Origin of the sequence: Reyranella soli, assembly GCF_007992495.1 — a bacterium.
Taxonomy (GTDB): domain Bacteria; phylum Pseudomonadota; class Alphaproteobacteria; order Reyranellales; family Reyranellaceae; genus Reyranella; species Reyranella soli.
Genome location: NZ_BKAJ01000032.1, coordinates 70,595 through 88,972, shown reverse-complemented (window position 1 = coordinate 88,972; position 18,378 = coordinate 70,595). Strand labels below are relative to the sequence as shown.

The following is an 18,378-nucleotide window of genomic DNA, read 5'->3' as shown; positions in this document are numbered from 1 at the left end:
AACGACCCTCTCATCTATCGAGGTCGGGGAGAGACTCATGACCACGCGCACCAACCTGTCGGCGCTCGCGCTGAAATACAGCACGCTGACCGTGTTCTTCATGATCGCCCTGGTCGCGGCCGGCGTTTACGCCTTCTTCAATCTCGGCCGCGGCGAGGATCCGCCCTTCACCATCAAGCAGATGGTGGTGTCGGCGGCCTGGCCGGGCGCCACCTCGCGCGAGATGGAGCAGCAGGTCACCGAGAAGATCGAGACCAAGCTGCAGGAGCTGCCCTACTTCAATTTCGTCAACAGCTACACCAAGCCCGGTGAAACGGTGATCTACGTCTCGCTGCGCGATGACACCCCGCCCGCCAAGGTGCCCGACCTCTGGTACCAGGTGCGCAAGAAGGTCGGCGACATCAGGGGCTCGCTGCCGCAGGGCGTGGTCGGTCCGTTCTTCAACGACGAGTACGGCGACACTTACAGCCTGATCTGGGCCTTCGAGGCCGACGGCTTCTCGCCGGCCGAAGTCAAGGAGATCGTCAAGGCGGTGCGCCAGCGCCTGCTGCGCGTGCCCGACGTCACCAAGGCCGACCTGATCGGCCTGCAGGACGAGAAGATCTACATCGAATTCAGCCATTCGCGGCTCGCTATGCTGGGCGTGCCGGTCGACCAGATCCTGGAGATCGTGCGCCGCCAGAACGCCATCGTCGCCGCCGGCACGGTCGAGACCAAGGGCGAGCGCGTGTCGGTGCGCGTCGACGGCGCGCCAATCTCGGCCGAGGAGCTGGCGTCCCTGCCCTTCAGCGCCAACGGCCGCACGCTGATGCTGTCGGACGTGGCCGAGATCAAGCGCGGTTACCAGGACCCGCAGCAGATCTCCATGCGCTTCAAGGGCAAGCCGGTGATCGGTCTGGGCGTCGTGATGGCCCCGGGCGGCAACGTGCAGACCTTGGGCAAGGCGCTCGACAAGGTGATGGACGGTGTCGAGAAGGACCTGCCGGTCGGCATCACCGTGCACCGCGTTTCCAACCAGCCCGAGGTCGTCGACAAGTCGTTCGAGGAGTTCATCTCCTCGCTGCTCGAGGCCCTGGCCATCGTGCTGGTCGTGTCGTTCATCAGCCTTGGCGTGCGTACCGGCGTGATCGTCGCGATGTCGGTGCCGCTCGTGCTGGCCATCACCTTCGTTGGCATGCTGCTGCTCGGCATCGACTTCCAGCGCATCTCGCTCGGCGCACTGATCATTGCGCTCGGCCTGCTGGTCGACGACGCCATCATCGCCGTCGAGATGATGATGGTGAAGCTGGAACAGGGCGCCAGCCGGCTCGAGGCCGCGACCTATGCCTATACCTCGACCGCCTTCCCCATGCTGACCGGGACGCTGGTCACCGCCGTCGGCTTCGTGCCGGTGGGCTTCGCGCGCTCGAGCGCCGGCGAGTACACCAACTCGATCTTCTGGGTGGTCGGCCTGTCGCTGATCATCTCCTGGTTCGTGGCCGTGCTTTTCACGCCGTGGATGGGCTACCACCTGCTGCCGACGCCCAAGGTCCATCATCACGATCCCTACAGCGGCCGCCTCTACACCACCTTCCGCAAGCTGGTCGTGTGGTGCGTGACCTGGCGCAAGACCACGATCGCCATCACGGCACTGGCCTTCGTCGCTTCGATGGGCGCTTTCACCCTCGTGCAGAAGCAGTTCTTCCCGACGGCCAACCGTCCCGAGCTGATCGTCGACCTGAAGCTGGCGCAGGGCGCCTCGTGGGCCGCCACCGACCACGAAGTGCGGCGCCTGGAGAAGTGGCTGGGCGAGAATCACGACGTCGCCTTCTACACATCCTATGTCGGCGCCGGCAGCCCGCGCTTCTACCTGCCGACGGTGCCGGAGCTGTCCAACGCGAATTTCGGCCAGGTCATCGTTATGACCAAGGACCTCGCCGCGCGTGAGCGTGTCGTCACCGAGCTCAATGATCTGTTTGCCAGCGGCTTCGAGGCGGTGCGCGCCCGCGTCCAGCGCCTGCAGAACGGCCCGCCGGTCAGCTATCCCGTGATGTTCCGCGTGCTGGGCGACGATCCGCAGCAGGTCCGGGCCGTCGCCGAGAAGGTCCGCCAGATCTTCAAGGCCGACCCGGCGACCAAGGACATCAACTTCGACTGGAACGAGCTCGCCAAGACGGTGCGGCTGGAGGTCGACCAGAACAAGGCGCGCGCGCTCGGCGTGGACTCCCAGCTTCTCGGCAACACGCTGCAGACGCTGCTGTCCGGTGTGACCGTGACGCAGTACCGCGACCGCACCGAGACGATCGACGTGGTGGCCCGCGCCGTGCCGGCCGAGCGGCTCAGCGTCGAGGGCCTGGAAGCGATCAACATGCGCACCGGCAACGGCGGCGTGGTCTCGCTTGCCCAGCTCGCGACGCTGCGCTTCGAGCTCGAGGAGCCGATCCTGTGGCGGCGCAACAAGGAGCTGCTAATGACGGTGCGCGCCGGCGTGATCGACGGCGTGCAGGGACCCGACGTCGCCGCCCGCATCGACAAGGCGCTCACTCCGGTGCGCGCCGAGCTGCCGCCGGGCTATCGCATCGAAGTCGGCGGCGACAGCGAGGAGAGCGCCAAGAGCCAGGGCTCCATCTTCAAGATGATGCCGGTCATGGCCTTCCTGATGATGCTGTTTCTGATGCTGCAGCTGCAGAGCTTCTCCAAACTGGCGCTCGTGGTGCTGACGGCACCGCTGGGGCTGATCGGCGTGTCGCTGTTCCTGCTCGCCTTCAACCAGCCCTTCGGCTTCGTGTCGCTGCTGGGCGTCATTGCGCTCGCCGGCATGATCATGCGCAACTCGGTGATCCTGGTCGACCAGATCGACCAGGACATCGCCGCCGGCCACTCGTCCTGGGACGCCGTGATCGACGCCACGGTGCGCCGTGCCCGGCCGATCCTGCTGACCGCCGGCACCGCCATCTTCGCCATGATCCCGCTGTCGCGAAGCGTGTTCTGGGGGCCGATGGCGGTGGCGCTGATGGGCGGCCTCCTGGTGGCGACCGCCCTCACTCTCTTGTTCCTGCCGGCGCTCTACGCGGCCTGGTTCCGGGTCAAGCGGCCGGCAGAAAAGCCCAAGCTCGTCGAGGCACCAGCCGACCATCCGCCACTCGCCATCGCAGCGGAGTAGGCAGCTTAGGCAACTAAGGCCGAAGCACTGTCATCGTGAAGGGACCCGCAGTGGCAGCGGCGTAGGCGATCGCTTCGTTCACGTCGTCGAGGCCGAAGCACTTGGCCTCGTGATGATCGAGCGACAGCAGCCCAGCCCGCACCATCGCCACCAACCGGGCGATAGAATCGCGCGGGTACATCCACTGGCCGTGGATGGTGATGCAACAGCGCATCAGCCAGTCATAGGGGACCGAGATGTCTTGGCGGATGCCTCCCATCAGAACGACGCGGCCGTAGGGCCGCACGGCGAGTAGCGCGGTCCGCACCTGGGCCGGCGTGGCCGCCGGCGGCAGGAGGTCGAGCACGCAGTCGATCGGCGCCGGCGCCGCGTCGAGGATGGCTTTGCGATCACGCGCCTCGTCGACCGCCATGCGCACCGGTCGCACGCGCTTGCCGAAGCGGCGCACCAGATCGTCGAGGGCCTGCTGGTTGCGACCTGTGGCGATCACGGCGCTGGCACCCATTGCCAGGGCTACCGCGACGCCGCCGCTGCCGAAAGCGCCGGTCGCGCCATTCACCAGGACGGTCTCTCCAGGCTGCAGCTTAGCAGCGACGTAACCGCCATAGGGCACCACGAAGTTCCCGAACGCGCACCACGACACGGCCTCTACATCGCTGAGCGGTCCGATGCGGACGACGCATTCTGTTGGCACGCGCGTGCGCTCGGCCCACGACCCGTCGTGAAAGTACTCTTGCAGGCGCTTGGCGCGCTCACTGCCGGCCGTCAGGCCCTGCAGGATGATGTCGGGCGCCTGCGCATTGTCGCGCGAACGCACCGTGGGATCGCAGAACACCCAGTCGCCCGGCGCCAGTTCCGTCGCGTCGGGGCCGACCTCGCGCACGCGGCCGATGCAGCCTGCGCCCGGGATCACCGGCGGCTCCAGCAGATAACGGCGCTGGCCGCTCAGCACTTCGCCGGCATAGGCGAGCACCTTGGTCGCCGCGACGTCGACGACCACCTCGCCTGTGCCCAGCACCGGATCGGGCACGGTCTCGACGACGAGGGGTGAGCCAAAGGCCTTCAGGACTGCTGCTTTCATGGACGCCTCTTGTTGCGGAAGACCATGGATACAGGCGCTGACGATCGGCATTCAGACCTGGTATTATCCTGGGATCATGGATGCCACCTTTGCAGACCGCAGCCGCAATGAACTGGGCGATTTCCTGCGCTCGCGCCGGGAACGGCTAACGCCGCGCGCCGCCGGGCTGCCGGCCGGCCGGCGGCGACGCACGCCGGGGCTGCGCCGCGAGGAAGTGGCCGAGCTCGCCGGCATCGGCGTCGATTGGTATATCCGCCTGGAACAGGGCCGGTCGGTCAGCCCATCGGTCACGACGGTCGATGCCCTCGCCCGCGCCTTGCGGCTGAGCAAGGTCGAGCACGCCCACCTGCGCGCCCTCACCCGCAACCCGGGCCGCCGCGCCTTCGTGCGCGAGAGCGTGCCGGAGGCCATCAGGCGCGTCGTCGAGAGCCTCAACCAGCCCGCCTACGTCACCGGCCGTCGCTGGGACGTGCTCGTCTGGAACAAGGCCGCCGAGGAGGTCTTCGCCTTCAGCCGATTACCTGAAGAGGATCGCAACATCCTCATTATCATCCTGACCAAGCCCGCGACGCGGCGCGTGTTCGGTGTGGGCTGGAACGAGCAGGCACGGCGCGTGGTCGCCCAGTTCCGCGCCACCCACGATCTATGGGCAGACGATCCGGCCTTCGTCGAGCTTTTGGCCCGGCTGCACCGCGAGAGTCCTGAGTTCACGACTTGGTGGAAGGCCCATGACATCCGCGCCGCCGTCTCCGGCCGCAAACAGATGACCCACCCCAAGAAAGGCCTGCTGCGCTTCGAGCATGCGAGCTTTCAGGCGAGTGACGACCCTGCCCTGAGGCTCATCATCTACACGCCGGTTTGAATGTTCGCTCCGACCTCACCCTGAGGAGCGGCCCTAAGGGTGAGGTGATTGCCTGCCGGCTTCTATGAAATGCGCCCTTCAACTGTCTGGATATCGACGGTCCGCTCGGCACTGACCTCGAGGATAATCTCGATGCCGCGCACGATGTCCTCCACCGCCATCGACGGTGCAGCGCCCAGTCGGGCGACCTGTTCGGGCACATAGGGGATGTGCAGGAAGCCGCCGCGGAAGGCAGCGGGATGGTCCTGGGCGATGTCCATCAGCGAATAGAGGATGTGGTTGCAGACGAAGGTGCCGGCCGTGTTCGACACGGCCGCCGGCAGCCCTGCCTTCCGTAGCGCCGCCACGCAGGCCTTGATTGGCAGGGTCGCGAAGTACGCCGCCGGGCCCTCCTTCACCACCGGCTTGTCGATCGGCTGCTTGCCGTCGTTGTCGCGGATGCGGGCGTCCTGGACGTTGATGCCGATGCGCTCCAGGCAAAGCTCGCTGCGGCCACCGGCCTGGCCGACACACAACACGATGTCGGGCCGGACCTTGTCGATCGCCGCCCGCAGCACGCCGGCCGACTTCGCATAGGACGTCGGCAGCTCGACCGTGTGCACAGCGATGCCGGCAATCCGCTTCTTGAGCTTGCTGACCGCCAGAGACGACGGGTTCACCTCGTCCCCGCCGAACGGATCGAACCCCGTGACCAAAGCCTTCATATCGTACTCTCTGCAAACGAAAGGGGCGCCCGATGGGCGCCCCTGACGTTAGTCGTTCCTCGAACCGGCGGCTACTTATTGGCCGCGTCGACGGCCCGGCGGGCCATGACGTTGACCAGGTGGGCGCGGTATTCGGCGCTGGCGTGGATGTCGCTGTTCAGTCCGTCAGCCGGGACCTTGATGTCCTTGATGGCGTCCGACGAGAAGTTCTTGGCCAGCGCATCCTCCATCGCCTTGACGCGGAAGACGCAAGGGCCCGCGCCGGTGACGGCAACGCGCACGCCGCCCGCCGTCTTGGCCACGAAGACGCCGACCATGGCGTAGCGCGAGGCCGGGTTCGGGAACTTCATGTAGGCGGCCTTCTCGGCCTTGGGGAAGCTCACCGAGGTGACGAGCTCACCGTCGCTCAAGGCCGTCTCGAACAGCCCCTTGAAGAAGCTGTCGGCCGTGTGCTTGCCGGTGTTTGTCGTGACCGTCGCGTTGAGCGCCACCACGGCGCCCGGATAGTCGGCCGCCGGGTCGTTGTTGGCGATCGAGCCGCCGATCGTGCCGCGGTTGCGCACCTGCGGATCGCCGATATGGCCCGCGAGGTAGGCCAGCGCCGGGATCGCGCCCTTCACGTCGGCCGAGCTCGCGACGTCGGCGTGGCGGGTCATGCCGCCGATCACCACGTTGTTGCCCTCGACCTTGATGCCGGCCAGCTCCTTGATGCCGCCGAGATCGACCACGTCGGAGGGCTTGGCGAGCCGCTGCTTCAGTGTCGGGATCAGGGTCATGCCGCCCGACATCGGGCGCGCCTCATCCTTGCCCTTGAGCAGGCCAACCGCGTCGGCCAGCGTCTTCGGACGATGATAATGGAAATCGTACATCTCTGATCCTCCCTTACTTCGACGCGCCGTTGATCGCCTGCCACACGTTGAGCGGTGTGGCGGGCATCGGCACGTGGCTGACGCCGAGCGGCGCCAGCGCGTCATGGACGGCATTCATCACGGCGGCGGGTGCGGCGATCGCACCGGCTTCGCCGCATCCCTTCACGCCCAGCGGATTGTGCGGGCAGGGCGTGACCTTGTAGCCGAGCTTGAACGACGGCACGTCGGACGCGCGCGGCATGGTGTAGTCCATGTACGAGCCGCTGATGAGCTGGCCCGTCTCCTTGTCGTAGACGGCGTTCTCGAGCAGTGCCTGGCCGACACCCTGGACGATGCCGCCATGCACCTGGCCCTCGACGATCATCGGATTGATGATGTTGCCGAAATCATCGACCGCGGTGTGGCTGATGACTTCGACGACGCCGGTGTCGGGATCGATCTCGACCTCGCAGATCTGCGTACCGGCCGGATAGACGAAGTTCGCCGGATCGTAGAAGGCGTTCTCGTCCATGCCGGGCTCGATCTCGGCCAGCGGATAGTTGTGCGGCACGTAGGCGGCGAACACCGCCTGGCCGAGCGGCACCGCCTTGTCGGTACCGGCGACCTTAAAAGTGCCGTTCTCGAACACGACGTCGGCGACCGACGCTTCCATCAAGTGAGCGGCGATCTTCTTGCCCTTGGCAATGACCTTGTCGGCCGCTTTCATGATGGCCGAGCCGCCGACCGCCAGCGAACGGCTGCCGTAGGTGCCCATGCCGAACGGCGTCGTCGCCGTGTCGCCGTGGACGACCTCGATGTTCTCCATCGGCACGCCAAGCTTGTCCGACACGAGCTGGGCAAAGGTCGTCTCATGGCCCTGGCCGTGGCTGTGTGAGCCGGTCAGGATCTGGACGTTGCCCGTCGGGTTGAACTTGAGCTGTGCCGATTCCCACTGGCCGACACCGCCGCCCAACTGGCCAATCACCTGAGAAGGCGCCAGCCCGCAGGCCTCGATGTAGGACGAGAAGCCGATGCCGCGCAGCTTGCCGCGCGACTTGGCCTCGGCGCGGCGCGCCTCGAAGCCCTTGTAGTCGGCGATCTTGATCGCCTCGTCGATGATCGGCGGGTAGTTGCCCGAGTCGTACTGCAGCGCCACGGGCGTCTGGTACGGGAAGGCATCCGACGGAATGAAGTTCTTCCGGCGCAGCTCGGCCGGATCCATCTTCAGCTCCTTGGCTGCCTTGCTGACGATCGTCTCGACGACGAACGTCGCCTCCGGCCGCCCGGCGCCGCGATAGGCGTCGACCGGCGCGGTGTGCGTCAGCGCCGCCTTCACGTTGGCGTAGATCAGCGGCGTCGTGTACTGGCCCGCCAGCAGCGTGGCGTAGAGATAGGTCGGCACCGCCGTCGAGAAGGTCGAGAGATACGCGCCCATGTTGGCGATGGTCTCGACCTTGAGCGCCAGGAACTTGCCGTCCTTGTCGAGCGCCAGCTCGGCATGGGTGACGTGGTCGCGGCCATGTGCGTCGGTCTGGAACGATTCACTGCGCTCGGCGGTCCACTTGATCGGACGGCCGACCCGACTCGCCGCCCAGGTGACCATGGTCTCTTCGTTGTAGCAGAAGATCTTGCTGCCGAAGCCGCCGCCCACGTCGGGGGCGACGACGCGCAGCTTGTGCTCGGGGATGCCGAGCACGAAGGCCGACAGGATCAGGCGCAGCACATGCGGGTTCTGCGACGTCGACCAGAGCGTGTAGTTGCCCGTGCCCTTGTCGTACTCCGCCGCCGCGGCGCGCGGCTCCATGGCGTTGGGGATCAGGCGATTGTTGACGATGTCGAGCTTGGTGACGTGCGCGGCCTTGGCGAAGGCGGCGTCGACATCGGCTTTCACGCCGATCTCCCAGTCGTAGATCAGGTTGCCGGGCGCTTCCGCCGCGTGAACCTCGGCCGCACCCTTGTCGAGCGCCTTGGCAAGGTCGACGTTGGCGGGCTTCTCCTCGTAGTCGACCTTGATCGCCTCGGCGGCGTCCTTGGCCTCGTCATGGCTGTTGGCCACGACCATGGCCACCGTGTCACCGACATAGCGCACGGTATCGACCGCCATCACCGGATGCGGCGGCGCCTTGTGCGGCTGGCCATGCTTGTCCTTGACCACCCAGCCGCAAATGAGCCCGCCGACCTTGGCGTCGGCGATGTCCTTGCCGGTGAAGATCGCAACGACGCCCGGCATCGCCTTGGCGGCCGTGGTGTCGATGCTCTTGATCTTGGCGTGGGCATGCGGCGAGCGCAGGAAGTGCGCGTAGGTCGCGCGCGCGAGCGGCAGGTCGTCGACATAACGGCCCGTGCCGGTGAGGAAGCGCTGGTCTTCCTTCCGCTTGACCCGGGCGCCGATTCCGGTTGGCGCGTTCATGGCTACACCCCCGCAGACTTCATGGCGGGCGCGGCCGCCAGGATGGCCTTCACGATGTTGTGGTAGCCGGTGCAGCGGCAGAGGTTGCCCTCGAGCTCACGGCGCACCGTCGCTTCGTCGAGTTGGTAGTTGTGGCGCTTCACCATGTCGATGGCGCTCATCACCATGCCCGGGGTGCAGAAGCCGCACTGCAGGGCATGGTTCTCGCGGAACGCCTCCTGCATGGGATGGAGTTTCTCGGCGCTCTCGGCCAGGCCTTCGATGGTGATGACCTTGGCGCCTTCGGCCTGGACGGCAAGCATGGTGCAGGACTTCACCGACTTGCCGTCGACGTGCACGACGCAGGCACCACACTGGCTGGTGTCACAGCCGACGTGGGTGCCGGTCATACCGAGATGCTCGCGCAGGAATTGCACCAACAGCGTGCGCGCCTCGACCTTGCCCGAGACGGACTTGCCGTTGACGGTCATGGCGACGGGAATGGTCATGTACTCTTCTCCCTCACATTGTTGGTTTGCGCAGGCGCGCAAAAAGCACACCCACTGGGCGTTGAAACGACTCTCGCAAGCCGCTCATGCGCCGGTCAAGCGAATTGCGGATGACAACCGACTTGGCGGCCGCTGCTAACGGCTCGCAAGGAAAATCAGGATCAGGACTGCTGCACCGATGCCGATGACCAGCCAGTGCCGATAGCCGCGCTGCGCTGCAGCGGGCGGCGGTGACGGCGGAGAAACCGTCTCGGGCGCCGGCGGCGCATCCGACGGCGCCCCGGCCACGGCGGCGGCCGGCGGCGGGCCGCCGACCATGGCGGCGAACTTGCTGAAGAACTCGTCAGCCAGCTTCTTGGCCGTGCCGTCGATCAGGCGGGCGCCGACCTGGGCGATCTTGCCGCCGACCTGGGCATCGACATTGTAGTTCAGCACGGTGTCGCCCGCGTCCTCGCGCAAGGTGACCACGGCGCCGCCCTTGGCGAAGCCCGCGGCCCCGCCCTGCCCTTCGCCGGAGATCCTGTAGCCGTTCGGCGGGTCGATATCGGAGAGCGTGACCTTGCCCGAGAAGCTCGCGCTGACCGGGCCGATGCGCATGCGCACCTTGGCTTTCATTTCGGTATCCGACGTCTTCTCCAGGGATTCGCAGCCCGGAATACAGGCCTGCAATACGGCCGGGTCGTTCAACGCCGCAAAGACCTTTTCGCGCGGGGCCGCGATCTTGTACTCGCCCTTGATTTCCATTCGGTAACTCCCGGCTGAAGCGCCCTCGCCTCACCCCGGGGGGTGAGGCATCGACGATGCGCCTACCACTTGCTGGTATAGGAGTCCGGCGGCGGTTCTGCCAGTGGCTCGCGCAACGACACGTAGATGGTCGCGAGATAAGGCACGGCCATCAGGATGGCCAGAGCGCTGAACCAGTCGGCCTGGGTGTTCCAGAACAGCGTGCCGATCACCCAGCGGCCACCGTCGACGGCGACGAAGCCGCCCGCCCCACCGTCGTGCAGCTTTATGGCACCCTCGGTGACCACCATGATGACGGCCCAGAAGACCAACAGGAACGAAAGGGCAATTTCCGGCAGGATCGGCCGGATGCGGCTATAGGAGCGGTCCATGCGGACGAACCCCTTGCTGCCGTCGTAGCCCAGCAGGCGGCCGAACGACAGCGCCTTGGTCCAGCGGTCGGCCCGCGACACCGGCTCGCGGCGCACGATGGTCAGCGTCTTCCAGGCCATCAGCACGATGCTCGGGATCACGAAGCTCCAAATCGGGAAGTCGCGATAGCGGCCGTCGATGGCGATCTGGCGATAGAAGGTGTCGCTTATGCGGATGACGCCGTCGTACCAGTCGATGCTGATGACGATCAGGTAGAAGATGCAGATGACCGTCAGCACCAGGTAGAGGACCTGCAGCATCAGGTCGGCGCGCCGGAGGATCTGATAGCGCGGCAGCTCGCGCCAAGCCCGCCAGGCTTCGCGTACGCGCGCGCCATAGAGCGAAGGATCGGCCATCTTGCCGGTCAGGCTGTCGGCGATGCCGCGCAGCAGGGCGTAGCTGAAAAGCCCCAGCAGGACGGCCCAGAAGACCACGCCCACCATCTTCTCGAAGTAGAAGGTCCGTGAAAGGTCGATCCAGGTCGCCTGCACGTAGCAGGTGGCGACGAGCTGGGCGAAGACCGCAAAGATCCCAATCGCCTTGCCGCGCGCCCCGCGACGCATGACGACGAAGCCGCCCAGCATCAGGCCGCCGGCCAGGGTCGAGAGGATGAACAGGATCCGCCAGTGCGGCTCGGCCGATACCGGCTTGCCGAGCTCGAACTTGTCGTGGCGCTGGGCGTCGAGCAGGCCCCAGGCGGCGCCCACCGTGCCCTCCTGGCGCGCCTTCCAGTACTGGTCGAAGGCTTCGACGACGTTGTAGTCGAACTTCTCGCGGTCGGCGATTGAACGGAAGGTCGAGAAGTAGCGCACCTGCTCGACCCGGCCGGGGCGCGCGTCGGAGCGCATGCGGCCATCGCTCGGCCAGCCGGTCTCGCCGATCACGATCGTCTTGCCGGGAAAGCGCTCCTGCACCTTCTTGTAGATGTCGACGATGTGCTTTTCGATGCTGGGCGTGCCGTCGGGCTCGCGGCGATCCAGGCCGATCGGCACGTCCTCCCAGTACGGCAGGATATGGATGGTGATGAAGTCGACCTCGTCTGCGAGCGACGGGTTGCGCATCCAGAATTCCCAGACGTCGGCATACGTCACCGGCTGTGAAACACGCTGCTTGACCTGGCGGATGTAGCGGCGGAGCTGGTTCGCGGTCAGTTCCTTGCGCAGCAGCACCTCGTTGCCGACGATCACGCGCTCGACCGTGTCCTTGTACTTGTTGGCATGGTCAATCAGCAGGTTGATCTGCTCGAGGTTCTCCTTGTCGTTGTCGTTCAGCCAGGCGCCGTGCCAGACCTTCAGCCCGTACTTGCCGGCGCGCTGCGGCACCGTCTCGAGGTTCTCGCCCGACGAATAGGTCCGGACGGCGCGGACTTTGCCCTGCAGGCGGCGCAAATCTTCCTCGATCTGGTCGGGCGTCGGGAAGGTTCGGGTGAGCGGGCTCTGGCCCGGCCGGTAGGGCGCGAACGAAACGCTCTGCAAAGGGGCGCTGGTCCAGCCGGCAATCTCAACCGGCCTGTTGGGCCACCACCACCACAAAAGATTGAGCACGGCGACAGCCACAAAGGCGATCAGCGCCACCAGGACACGCATGGGAGGCTTTTAGCAGGATCAATTGCGAGGCGTGTGGCTTTTCGCGGGCGGTTTGTCCCCAGAATGTTCTCCTCTCGAGAACCTAAAGAGCACCCCACTGCACGCCGGCGATGGCCTGACGAACGATCTGGTGGCCGCGAAAGAGGACCGCTTCCTTCCAGTCGTCGGTCTCCGGATAGAACTGCCGGCGCATCGCCGCCCGGACCGGCCCCGCCTCCTTGCCCAGCGGATCGCCGTACTTGTGCAGCCAGTGGTCGGCTCGAAAAGCCTTCTGGCCGCTTTCGCGATCGAAGGTCCCGTACTCCAGGGTGCACATGGTGAGCCGGGTCTCGGGCTCGGTCAGCACGCGGTTGAGGCCGTAGTGACCCAGCCCGTCGCGCGCCTGCGACGCCGTCTGGCCGCGCTTGGACTCCGTCACCGACTCACCCCAGAAGGCACGCACGCGGCGTGACGCCGGCGTGTTGATATCGAAGTGGGTGATGGGCTCGCCGTAGCCGTAGGGACCGAGGCCGGTATGGAAATCGATGACGGCCACGTCCTGGCGCCCCTTCAGGAATCGGTCGGTGATGGCGTGCAGCGTGCGGTTCGACCAGGAGGGCCCGCCGCCGCCGAAGAACATGCCGTCGGGATGGCTATACTGGCCGGCAGATACCGCGCGGAAATAGGCGATGTCGCCCACCTTCTTGCGATAGGCGGCAAGCTTGGCGTCGGCGGCGTCGAGGGTCGTCTGGCTGAGATCGGTTGGCACCAGGAAGTTGGCGATCTCGAGATAGCCCTCGTTCGCCGGATAGGGCTTGCTGTGGTCGACATAGTTGCGGTTGAGGTCGTTGCCCTCCTCTGTCACCCGCCGCGTCCAGGCAAAGCCGTAGGGGTTGATGGCGTGCACGAACACTGCAGCGGTGTCCTTGGGCAAGCCGCCCGCACCGACGCTTGCCAGCCAGTCGACCTGGAAGCCCGAGCCGCAATAGCCCTCCACGCCATGGGTGCTGGAGATCGTCACCACCACCCGCGAGGCGTCGTCGGGACCGAGCCGAGCCACGTCGGTCGACAGCGACTCGCCCTTCGGGCCCTTGCTGGGATTGTCGTAGCGGTAGGTCGTGGCGCCGGCGACGCGGGCTGCCGCCAGGAACTTGTCTCGCGCCTCGCCGTAGGAAGCAGCGAAGGAATGGATGTTGGTCATGATGGTTACTCAGGTACGCAGGGTGAGCCCGCCATCGACCACCAGCTCATGACCGGTGATGAAGTCGGCCTCGTCGGACGCCAGAAGGAGCGCGCCGCGGGCAATATCGATCGGCTGACCGAGCCGGCGCAAGGCCGCCTTCTTTTCCCAGACCGCGCGGATTTCCGGATTGTCGAAATTGGTGCGCGTCATGCCGGTATAGATGGCGCCAGGACAGACATAGTTGGCGGTGATGTTGAACTTGCCGAGCTCGAGCGCCAGCGTGCGCGTCAGCCCGCCGACGCCGGCCTTGGAGGCGCAGTAGGCGGCCAGCCCATAGTCGGTGTCGAAAGCCATCACCGAAGCGGTGTTGACGATGCGCGCCCGGCCCTTCTCCTTGGCGCGTGCCTTGAGCGCCGGAATGGCCTCGCGGCATATTCTGAACATCGCGCGCACATTGACGCCGTTGACGTGGTCCCACTGCGCGTCGGTCATCTCCTCGACGAAGGCCCGTCCGCTGACGCCGGCATTGTTGAACAGGATGTCGATGGCGCCAAACTTGGCGAGCGCCGCCTGAACGATCTTCTTGGGCGCGTCATCGCCGGTGATGTCGCAGCCGAAGGCGGCGATGGCATTGTTGCCGGCATGCGCCTGCTCGATCGCCGATTCCGGCCGATCCACCGCCAGCACTTGCGCGCCTTCGTCGGCGAAGAGCTTCGCCGATGCGGCTCCGATGCCGGACGCGGCCCCTGTCACGATTGCGATCTTGCCCGAGAGTCTGGTCACGATGTCACTCCACCTTCACACCCGACGCCTGCGCCACGCGCTGCCACAGCGCCAGGTCCTTCTCCAGCACCTCGGCGAAAGCCCTGGTGCCGCCGCCGACGGGATCGGTGCCGAACACGACCAGGCGTTCGCGTGTCTCGGGCGACAACGAGGCTTCGACGAAGGCGCGCTCGAGCTGGCGAATGATGACCCGCGGCGTGCCGGCCGGCGCCATGATGCCCGCCCAGACCACGACCTCGGCGGTCGGCCAGCCGGCTTCGGCCATGGTCGGTACGTCGGGCAGCAAGGGCGAGCGAGTCCTGGTCGTCACCGCGAGCGGCCGGAACTTGCCTGACGACACCATGGGCGCGGCCGAGGCCGTGCTGGTGAACATCGCCTGCACCTGGCCGGCATGCAGGTCGGCCAGCGCCGGCGCGGCGCCACGATAGGGTACGTGCACGACGTCGATATCGGCCGCGAGCTTCAGGCACTCCATGACGAGCTGGGAGATGGTGCCGACGCCGGTCGAGCCATAGTTGAGGCCGCCGCGATTGGCCCGCGCCATCGCCACGAAGTCGTTGACGGTCTGCGCCTTGGAGCTCGACGAGACGATCAGCACCATCGGCGTGTCGGCAAGGTGCGCCACCGGTATGAGGTCGCGCGGCGGATCGAAGCTGAGCGACCGGTTGATCCACGGCGGGATCGTCACCTGGGCAGCCGACGCCATCAGCAGCGTGTAGCCGTCGGGTTCGGCCTTGGCGACCGCCGCCGCGGCAATGAGGCCGCCGGCGCCGCTGCGATTGTCGATCACGATCGGCTGGCCGAGCGTCGCCGACGCCTGCTGGGCGACGAGGCGCGCCAGCATGTCGATCGAACCGCCCGGGGTGAACGGCACCACAAGCGTGATCGGCTTGATGGGAAAATCGTCGGCGCGCCCCACCGTGGGCAGGAGAGACGCACCGAAGAAGGCGGTGAGCCGGCGCCGGCCGATCATTGGCGGTCTCACGCCACGGTCAGGACGACCTTGCCCGTCGCCTTGCGCGAAAGCAGCGCATTCATGGCCTCGGCGCCCTTCTCCAGGGGAAAGCGCATGGAGATGTGCGGCTTGAGCTTGCCCTCGCTGTACCACTTCAGGAGCTCGTCGAAGTTCTTGCGCGCCTCGTTGGGTTCGCGGGCGCGCCAGGCGCCGTAGAACACGCCGCGCACGTCGCAGCTCTTGAGCAGCGCGAGATTGGCCGGCAGCGACGGGATGCGGCCGGCGGCGAAGCCCACCACCAGCAGGCGGCCGTACCAGGCGATGCAGCGGATCGATTCGTCGAAGGCATCGCCGCCGACGGCGTCGTAGATGATGTCCGCACCGTTGCCGCCGGTCAGCTCCTTGACCTTGTCGCGCATCTTCTCCTTGGCGTAGTTCACGAACATGGTGGCGCCGTACTTGCGGCAGATCTCCATCTTCTCGTCCGAGCCGACGGCCGCGATCACCTTCAAGCCCATCAACGCACCGAGCTCGACCGCGGTCAGGCCGACGCCGCCCGAGGCGCCCGTCACCAGCAGTGTCTCGCCGGGTTTGTAGTCGCTCCTCTGCTTCAGCGCGTAGTAGGACGTGCCGTAGGTCATGGTGAAGGCCGAACCGTCCTCGTAGCTCATGTTCGGCGGCATCGGCAGCAGCGCGCCCTGGTCGACGACGGCCTCCGAGGCGTAGCCGCCATGGCCGATCATGCCGATGACGCGATCGCCGTTCTTGTAGCCGCTCACCCCCTCGCCGACCTCGACGATGTCGCCCGCGATCTCGTGGCCCGGCGCGAACGGACGCGGCGGCTTGAACTGGTACTTGTCGGCGATGATCAGCGTGTCGGGGAAGTTGACGCCGGCGGCCTTGACGGCGACGCGGACCTGGCCGTTGCCCAACGGCTTGGAGGGCAATTCCATGAGCTTCAGGCTCTCCGGTCCGCCCGGCGTTTCGCTCATCATCGCGCGCATCGGTTACGCTCCGTCTTCGATGTTTCGTCCTGTGGCCGCATTGATACGATGGTGAGCCGGGCAGCGTCCATCCGTGCTAGAAGGGCCTGTTCGCGGGGAGGAAGATGGCAGGGCTTTATTACGAGGAATTCACGGTCGGCCGGGTGTTCAACCATGCCTGGACGCGCACGGTCACCGAGATGGACAACGTGCTGTACAGCTCGCTGACCATGAACGTGCAGCCCCTGCATCTCGACGAGGAGTTCGCCTCCAAGACCGAGTTCGGCCAGCGCATCGTCAACAGCCTGTTCACCTTGGGCCTGATGATCGGCATCACCGTGAACGACACGACACTCGGCACCACGGTCGCCAATCTCGGCATGACCGACGTGAAGTTTCCCAAGCCCGTCTTCCACGGCGACACCCTCCGGGTGAAGACCACGGTGGTGAGCCTGCGCGAGAGCAAGTCGCGGCCCGACGCCGGCATCGTCGAGTTCAACCACGTCGCCATCAACCAGCGCGGCGAGACCGTCGCGCAATGCACGCGCCAGGCGCTGATGCGCAAGAAGCCGAAGGACTCCTGAGACACATGCGTTCGTTCCTGTTCGTTCCCGGCGATTCCGAGCGCAAGCTCGCCAAGGGCCCCTCTTCCGGTCCCGACGGCCTGATCCTCGATCTCGAGGACTCGGTCGCGACCGATCGCAAGAAGATCGCGCGCGACATGGTGCTGGCTTACTTGAAGTCGGCCAATCGCTCCGGGCCCAAGCTCTATGTCCGCGTCAACGCGCTCGACACCGGCCTCACGCTGGGCGACCTCGCCGTCGTCATGCAGGGCAAGCCCGACGGTATCGTGTTTCCCAAGTGCGTCGGCCAGGCCAACGTCGACCTGCTGGCGACATACCTCGACGCCCTGGAGGCGCGCGAAGGCATCGAGGCCGGCGCCACCAGGATCCTGACCATCGCTACCGAAAGTGCGGCTGCCGTGCTCGCGCTGACGGCCGCGCCCGCCAAGCATCCCCGGCTGATCGGCCATTCATGGGGTGGCGAGGATCTCATGGCCGACCTCGGCGCGCTGGCGAAGGGCCCCGCGCCCGGTGAATACGACGACACCTTCAGGCTGGCGCGCACCGTCAACCTGATGGCATCGGTGGCCGCGGGCATCACCGCCTACGACACGGTCTATCCCGACATCAAGAATGTCGCCGGCCTGCGCGCCGAGGCATCCGACGCTCGGCGCATGGGCTATGGCGGCAAGATCGCCATCCATCCCGACCAGGTCGCGGTCATCCACGAGGTGTTCACGCCGACGGCGCAGGAAGTCGATTGGGCCAAGCGGGTCGTCGACACCTTCGAGAGCAATCCCGGGTCGGGCGTGCTCACACTCGACGGCAAGATGCTGGACAAGCCGCATCTCGTGCTCGCCCGCCGTCTGCTTGGCCGGACGGGTGGATGAAAGACAATTTCGGTCTTCTGCAGACGCTCGAAGAGCTCTTTGCGGGCGACCGAAAGTCGTTACTCACTCTCGATGAATTCTTGAGCGGGCTGCACGGCCGTTCCTACGCCTTCGCGATCGCGGCCCTCAACGTGCCGAACTGCATCCCGACAGGAATTCCCTGGCTCTCGACTATAACCGGCCTGCCGATGGTCTTCCTGCTGGTGCAGTTCTTCGCCGGCCGCGAGGTGCCGAGGCTGCCGGTATTGATCGGCCGTCGCGGGCTGCGGCGCGGCAAGCTGCAGACCTTCCTGGGCCGTGCGCGACGCTGCATCCGGTGGCTCGAGGACACCGTGCACGCGCGGCACGAATGGTGGGTCAACGGCATGCCGCGGCGCATCCTGCTCGTGGCGTGGGCCGCGAACATCGTGATCCTGGCGCTGCCGATCCCGTTCGATAATTTCTTGCCGGCATGGGCGATCATGTTCTTCTGCCTTGCCTTGATCGAAGATGACGGCGTGATGGCCATGCTCGGCTGGCTGCTCACGCTGACTACGGCCATCTGGACGGTTTTCCTGCTGATGGTCGGCCATGCGGCAATCATGGCTGCCATCGCCATGATCAAACATGCCGCTTTCGGCCAGTAGCTTTTCGCACAGGTTCGACTGGCTGAACGGCAAACGGAATCGCGTTCGCCAGCGGCCAGGCGATGTCGCCTGGAAAGCGACAGCAACGACATACGCGTTCCTCGGCGCGGCGAGATGACTTTCCGGTATTTTCGGCATTT

The 18,378-nt window shown here is 66.1% G+C and carries 16 protein-coding genes; 5 read left to right on the top strand and 11 right to left on the bottom strand.

Annotated features, from left to right (window positions below):
- Nucleotides 1-37 precede the first annotated feature (37 nt).
- Nucleotides 38-3,142, top strand: coding sequence for an efflux RND transporter permease subunit (locus tag RSO01_RS09830; RefSeq protein ID WP_147148693.1), 3,105 nt, complete (start codon nucleotides 38-40; stop codon nucleotides 3,140-3,142).
- 13 nt (nucleotides 3,143-3,155) lie between these two features.
- On the opposite strand, the gene RSO01_RS09825 is transcribed toward RSO01_RS09830, so the two are convergent.
- Nucleotides 3,156-4,223 (bottom strand): zinc-binding dehydrogenase, encoded by a 1,068-nt coding sequence (locus RSO01_RS09825; RefSeq protein ID WP_147148691.1) that lies wholly within the window; start codon nucleotides 4,221-4,223, stop codon nucleotides 3,156-3,158.
- Between the two features lie 76 nt (nucleotides 4,224-4,299).
- Here RSO01_RS09825 and RSO01_RS09820 point away from each other — a divergent pair, with 76 nt between their 5' ends.
- Nucleotides 4,300-5,085 (top strand): helix-turn-helix transcriptional regulator, encoded by a 786-nt coding sequence (locus RSO01_RS09820; RefSeq protein WP_218037297.1) that lies wholly within the window; start codon nucleotides 4,300-4,302, stop codon nucleotides 5,083-5,085.
- 62 nt (nucleotides 5,086-5,147) lie between these two features.
- Here RSO01_RS09820 and pcp read toward each other — a convergent pair whose 3' ends face one another.
- The 10 genes from pcp to RSO01_RS09770 all read right to left on the bottom strand — a co-directional run bounded on the left by pcp (nucleotide 5,148) and on the right by RSO01_RS09770 (nucleotide 16,180).
- Nucleotides 5,148-5,789: a pyroglutamyl-peptidase I gene (pcp, locus tag RSO01_RS09815; RefSeq protein WP_147148687.1), complete on the bottom strand. Its 642-nt coding sequence runs from the start codon at nucleotides 5,787-5,789 to the stop codon at nucleotides 5,148-5,150.
- A gap of 71 nt (nucleotides 5,790-5,860) precedes the next feature.
- Nucleotides 5,861-6,658: an FAD binding domain-containing protein gene (locus tag RSO01_RS09810; protein ID WP_147148685.1), complete on the bottom strand. Its 798-nt coding sequence runs from the start codon at nucleotides 6,656-6,658 to the stop codon at nucleotides 5,861-5,863.
- A gap of 13 nt (nucleotides 6,659-6,671) precedes the next feature.
- Entirely contained in the window at nucleotides 6,672-9,047 is a 2,376-nt protein-coding gene (locus RSO01_RS09805) for a xanthine dehydrogenase family protein molybdopterin-binding subunit (RefSeq protein WP_147148683.1), read from the bottom strand.
- 2 nt (nucleotides 9,048-9,049) lie between these two features.
- Nucleotides 9,050-9,535 carry a (2Fe-2S)-binding protein gene (locus tag RSO01_RS09800; protein ID WP_147148681.1) on the bottom strand — a complete coding sequence of 162 codons (486 nt, stop codon included), beginning with the start codon at nucleotides 9,533-9,535 and terminating at the stop codon, nucleotides 9,050-9,052.
- A 135-nt stretch (nucleotides 9,536-9,670) separates the two neighbouring features.
- Complete coding sequence (locus RSO01_RS09795; RefSeq protein WP_147148678.1) at nucleotides 9,671-10,279, bottom strand: SRPBCC family protein; 609 nt, start codon at nucleotides 10,277-10,279, stop codon at nucleotides 9,671-9,673.
- 62 nt (nucleotides 10,280-10,341) lie between these two features.
- Complete coding sequence (locus RSO01_RS09790) at nucleotides 10,342-12,276, bottom strand: glycoside hydrolase family 17 protein (protein ID WP_147148676.1); 1,935 nt, start codon at nucleotides 12,274-12,276, stop codon at nucleotides 10,342-10,344.
- A gap of 82 nt (nucleotides 12,277-12,358) precedes the next feature.
- Nucleotides 12,359-13,456 (bottom strand): M14 family metallopeptidase, encoded by a 1,098-nt coding sequence (locus RSO01_RS09785; protein ID WP_147148674.1) that lies wholly within the window; start codon nucleotides 13,454-13,456, stop codon nucleotides 12,359-12,361.
- Nucleotides 13,457-13,465: 9 nt separating this feature from the next.
- Nucleotides 13,466-14,221: an SDR family NAD(P)-dependent oxidoreductase gene (locus RSO01_RS09780; RefSeq protein WP_170302966.1), complete on the bottom strand. Its 756-nt coding sequence runs from the start codon at nucleotides 14,219-14,221 to the stop codon at nucleotides 13,466-13,468.
- 4 nt (nucleotides 14,222-14,225) lie between these two features.
- Nucleotides 14,226-15,194, bottom strand: a complete 969-nt coding sequence (locus RSO01_RS09775) for a Bug family tripartite tricarboxylate transporter substrate binding protein (protein WP_147148670.1) — start codon at nucleotides 15,192-15,194, stop codon at nucleotides 14,226-14,228.
- A gap of 8 nt (nucleotides 15,195-15,202) precedes the next feature.
- Entirely contained in the window at nucleotides 15,203-16,180 is a 978-nt protein-coding gene (locus RSO01_RS09770; protein ID WP_147148668.1) for an NADPH:quinone oxidoreductase family protein, read from the bottom strand.
- Between the two features lie 104 nt (nucleotides 16,181-16,284).
- On the opposite strand from RSO01_RS09770, the gene RSO01_RS09765 reads away from it, so the two are divergent.
- From RSO01_RS09765 to RSO01_RS09755, 3 genes are read left to right on the top strand one after another with little or no spacing between them, the layout of a single operon-like run.
- Complete coding sequence (locus tag RSO01_RS09765) at nucleotides 16,285-16,743, top strand: MaoC family dehydratase (protein WP_147148666.1); 459 nt, start codon at nucleotides 16,285-16,287, stop codon at nucleotides 16,741-16,743.
- Between the two features lie 5 nt (nucleotides 16,744-16,748).
- A complete protein-coding gene (locus RSO01_RS09760; RefSeq protein ID WP_147148664.1) occupies nucleotides 16,749-17,612 on the top strand; it encodes an HpcH/HpaI aldolase/citrate lyase family protein in 864 nt (287 codons plus the stop codon).
- Nucleotides 17,609-18,238, top strand: a complete 630-nt coding sequence (locus RSO01_RS09755; RefSeq protein WP_147148662.1) for an exopolysaccharide biosynthesis protein — start codon at nucleotides 17,609-17,611, stop codon at nucleotides 18,236-18,238. Before RSO01_RS09760 ends, RSO01_RS09755 begins: the two co-directional genes overlap by 4 nt.
- The last annotated feature ends 140 nt before the right edge of the window (nucleotides 18,239-18,378 follow it).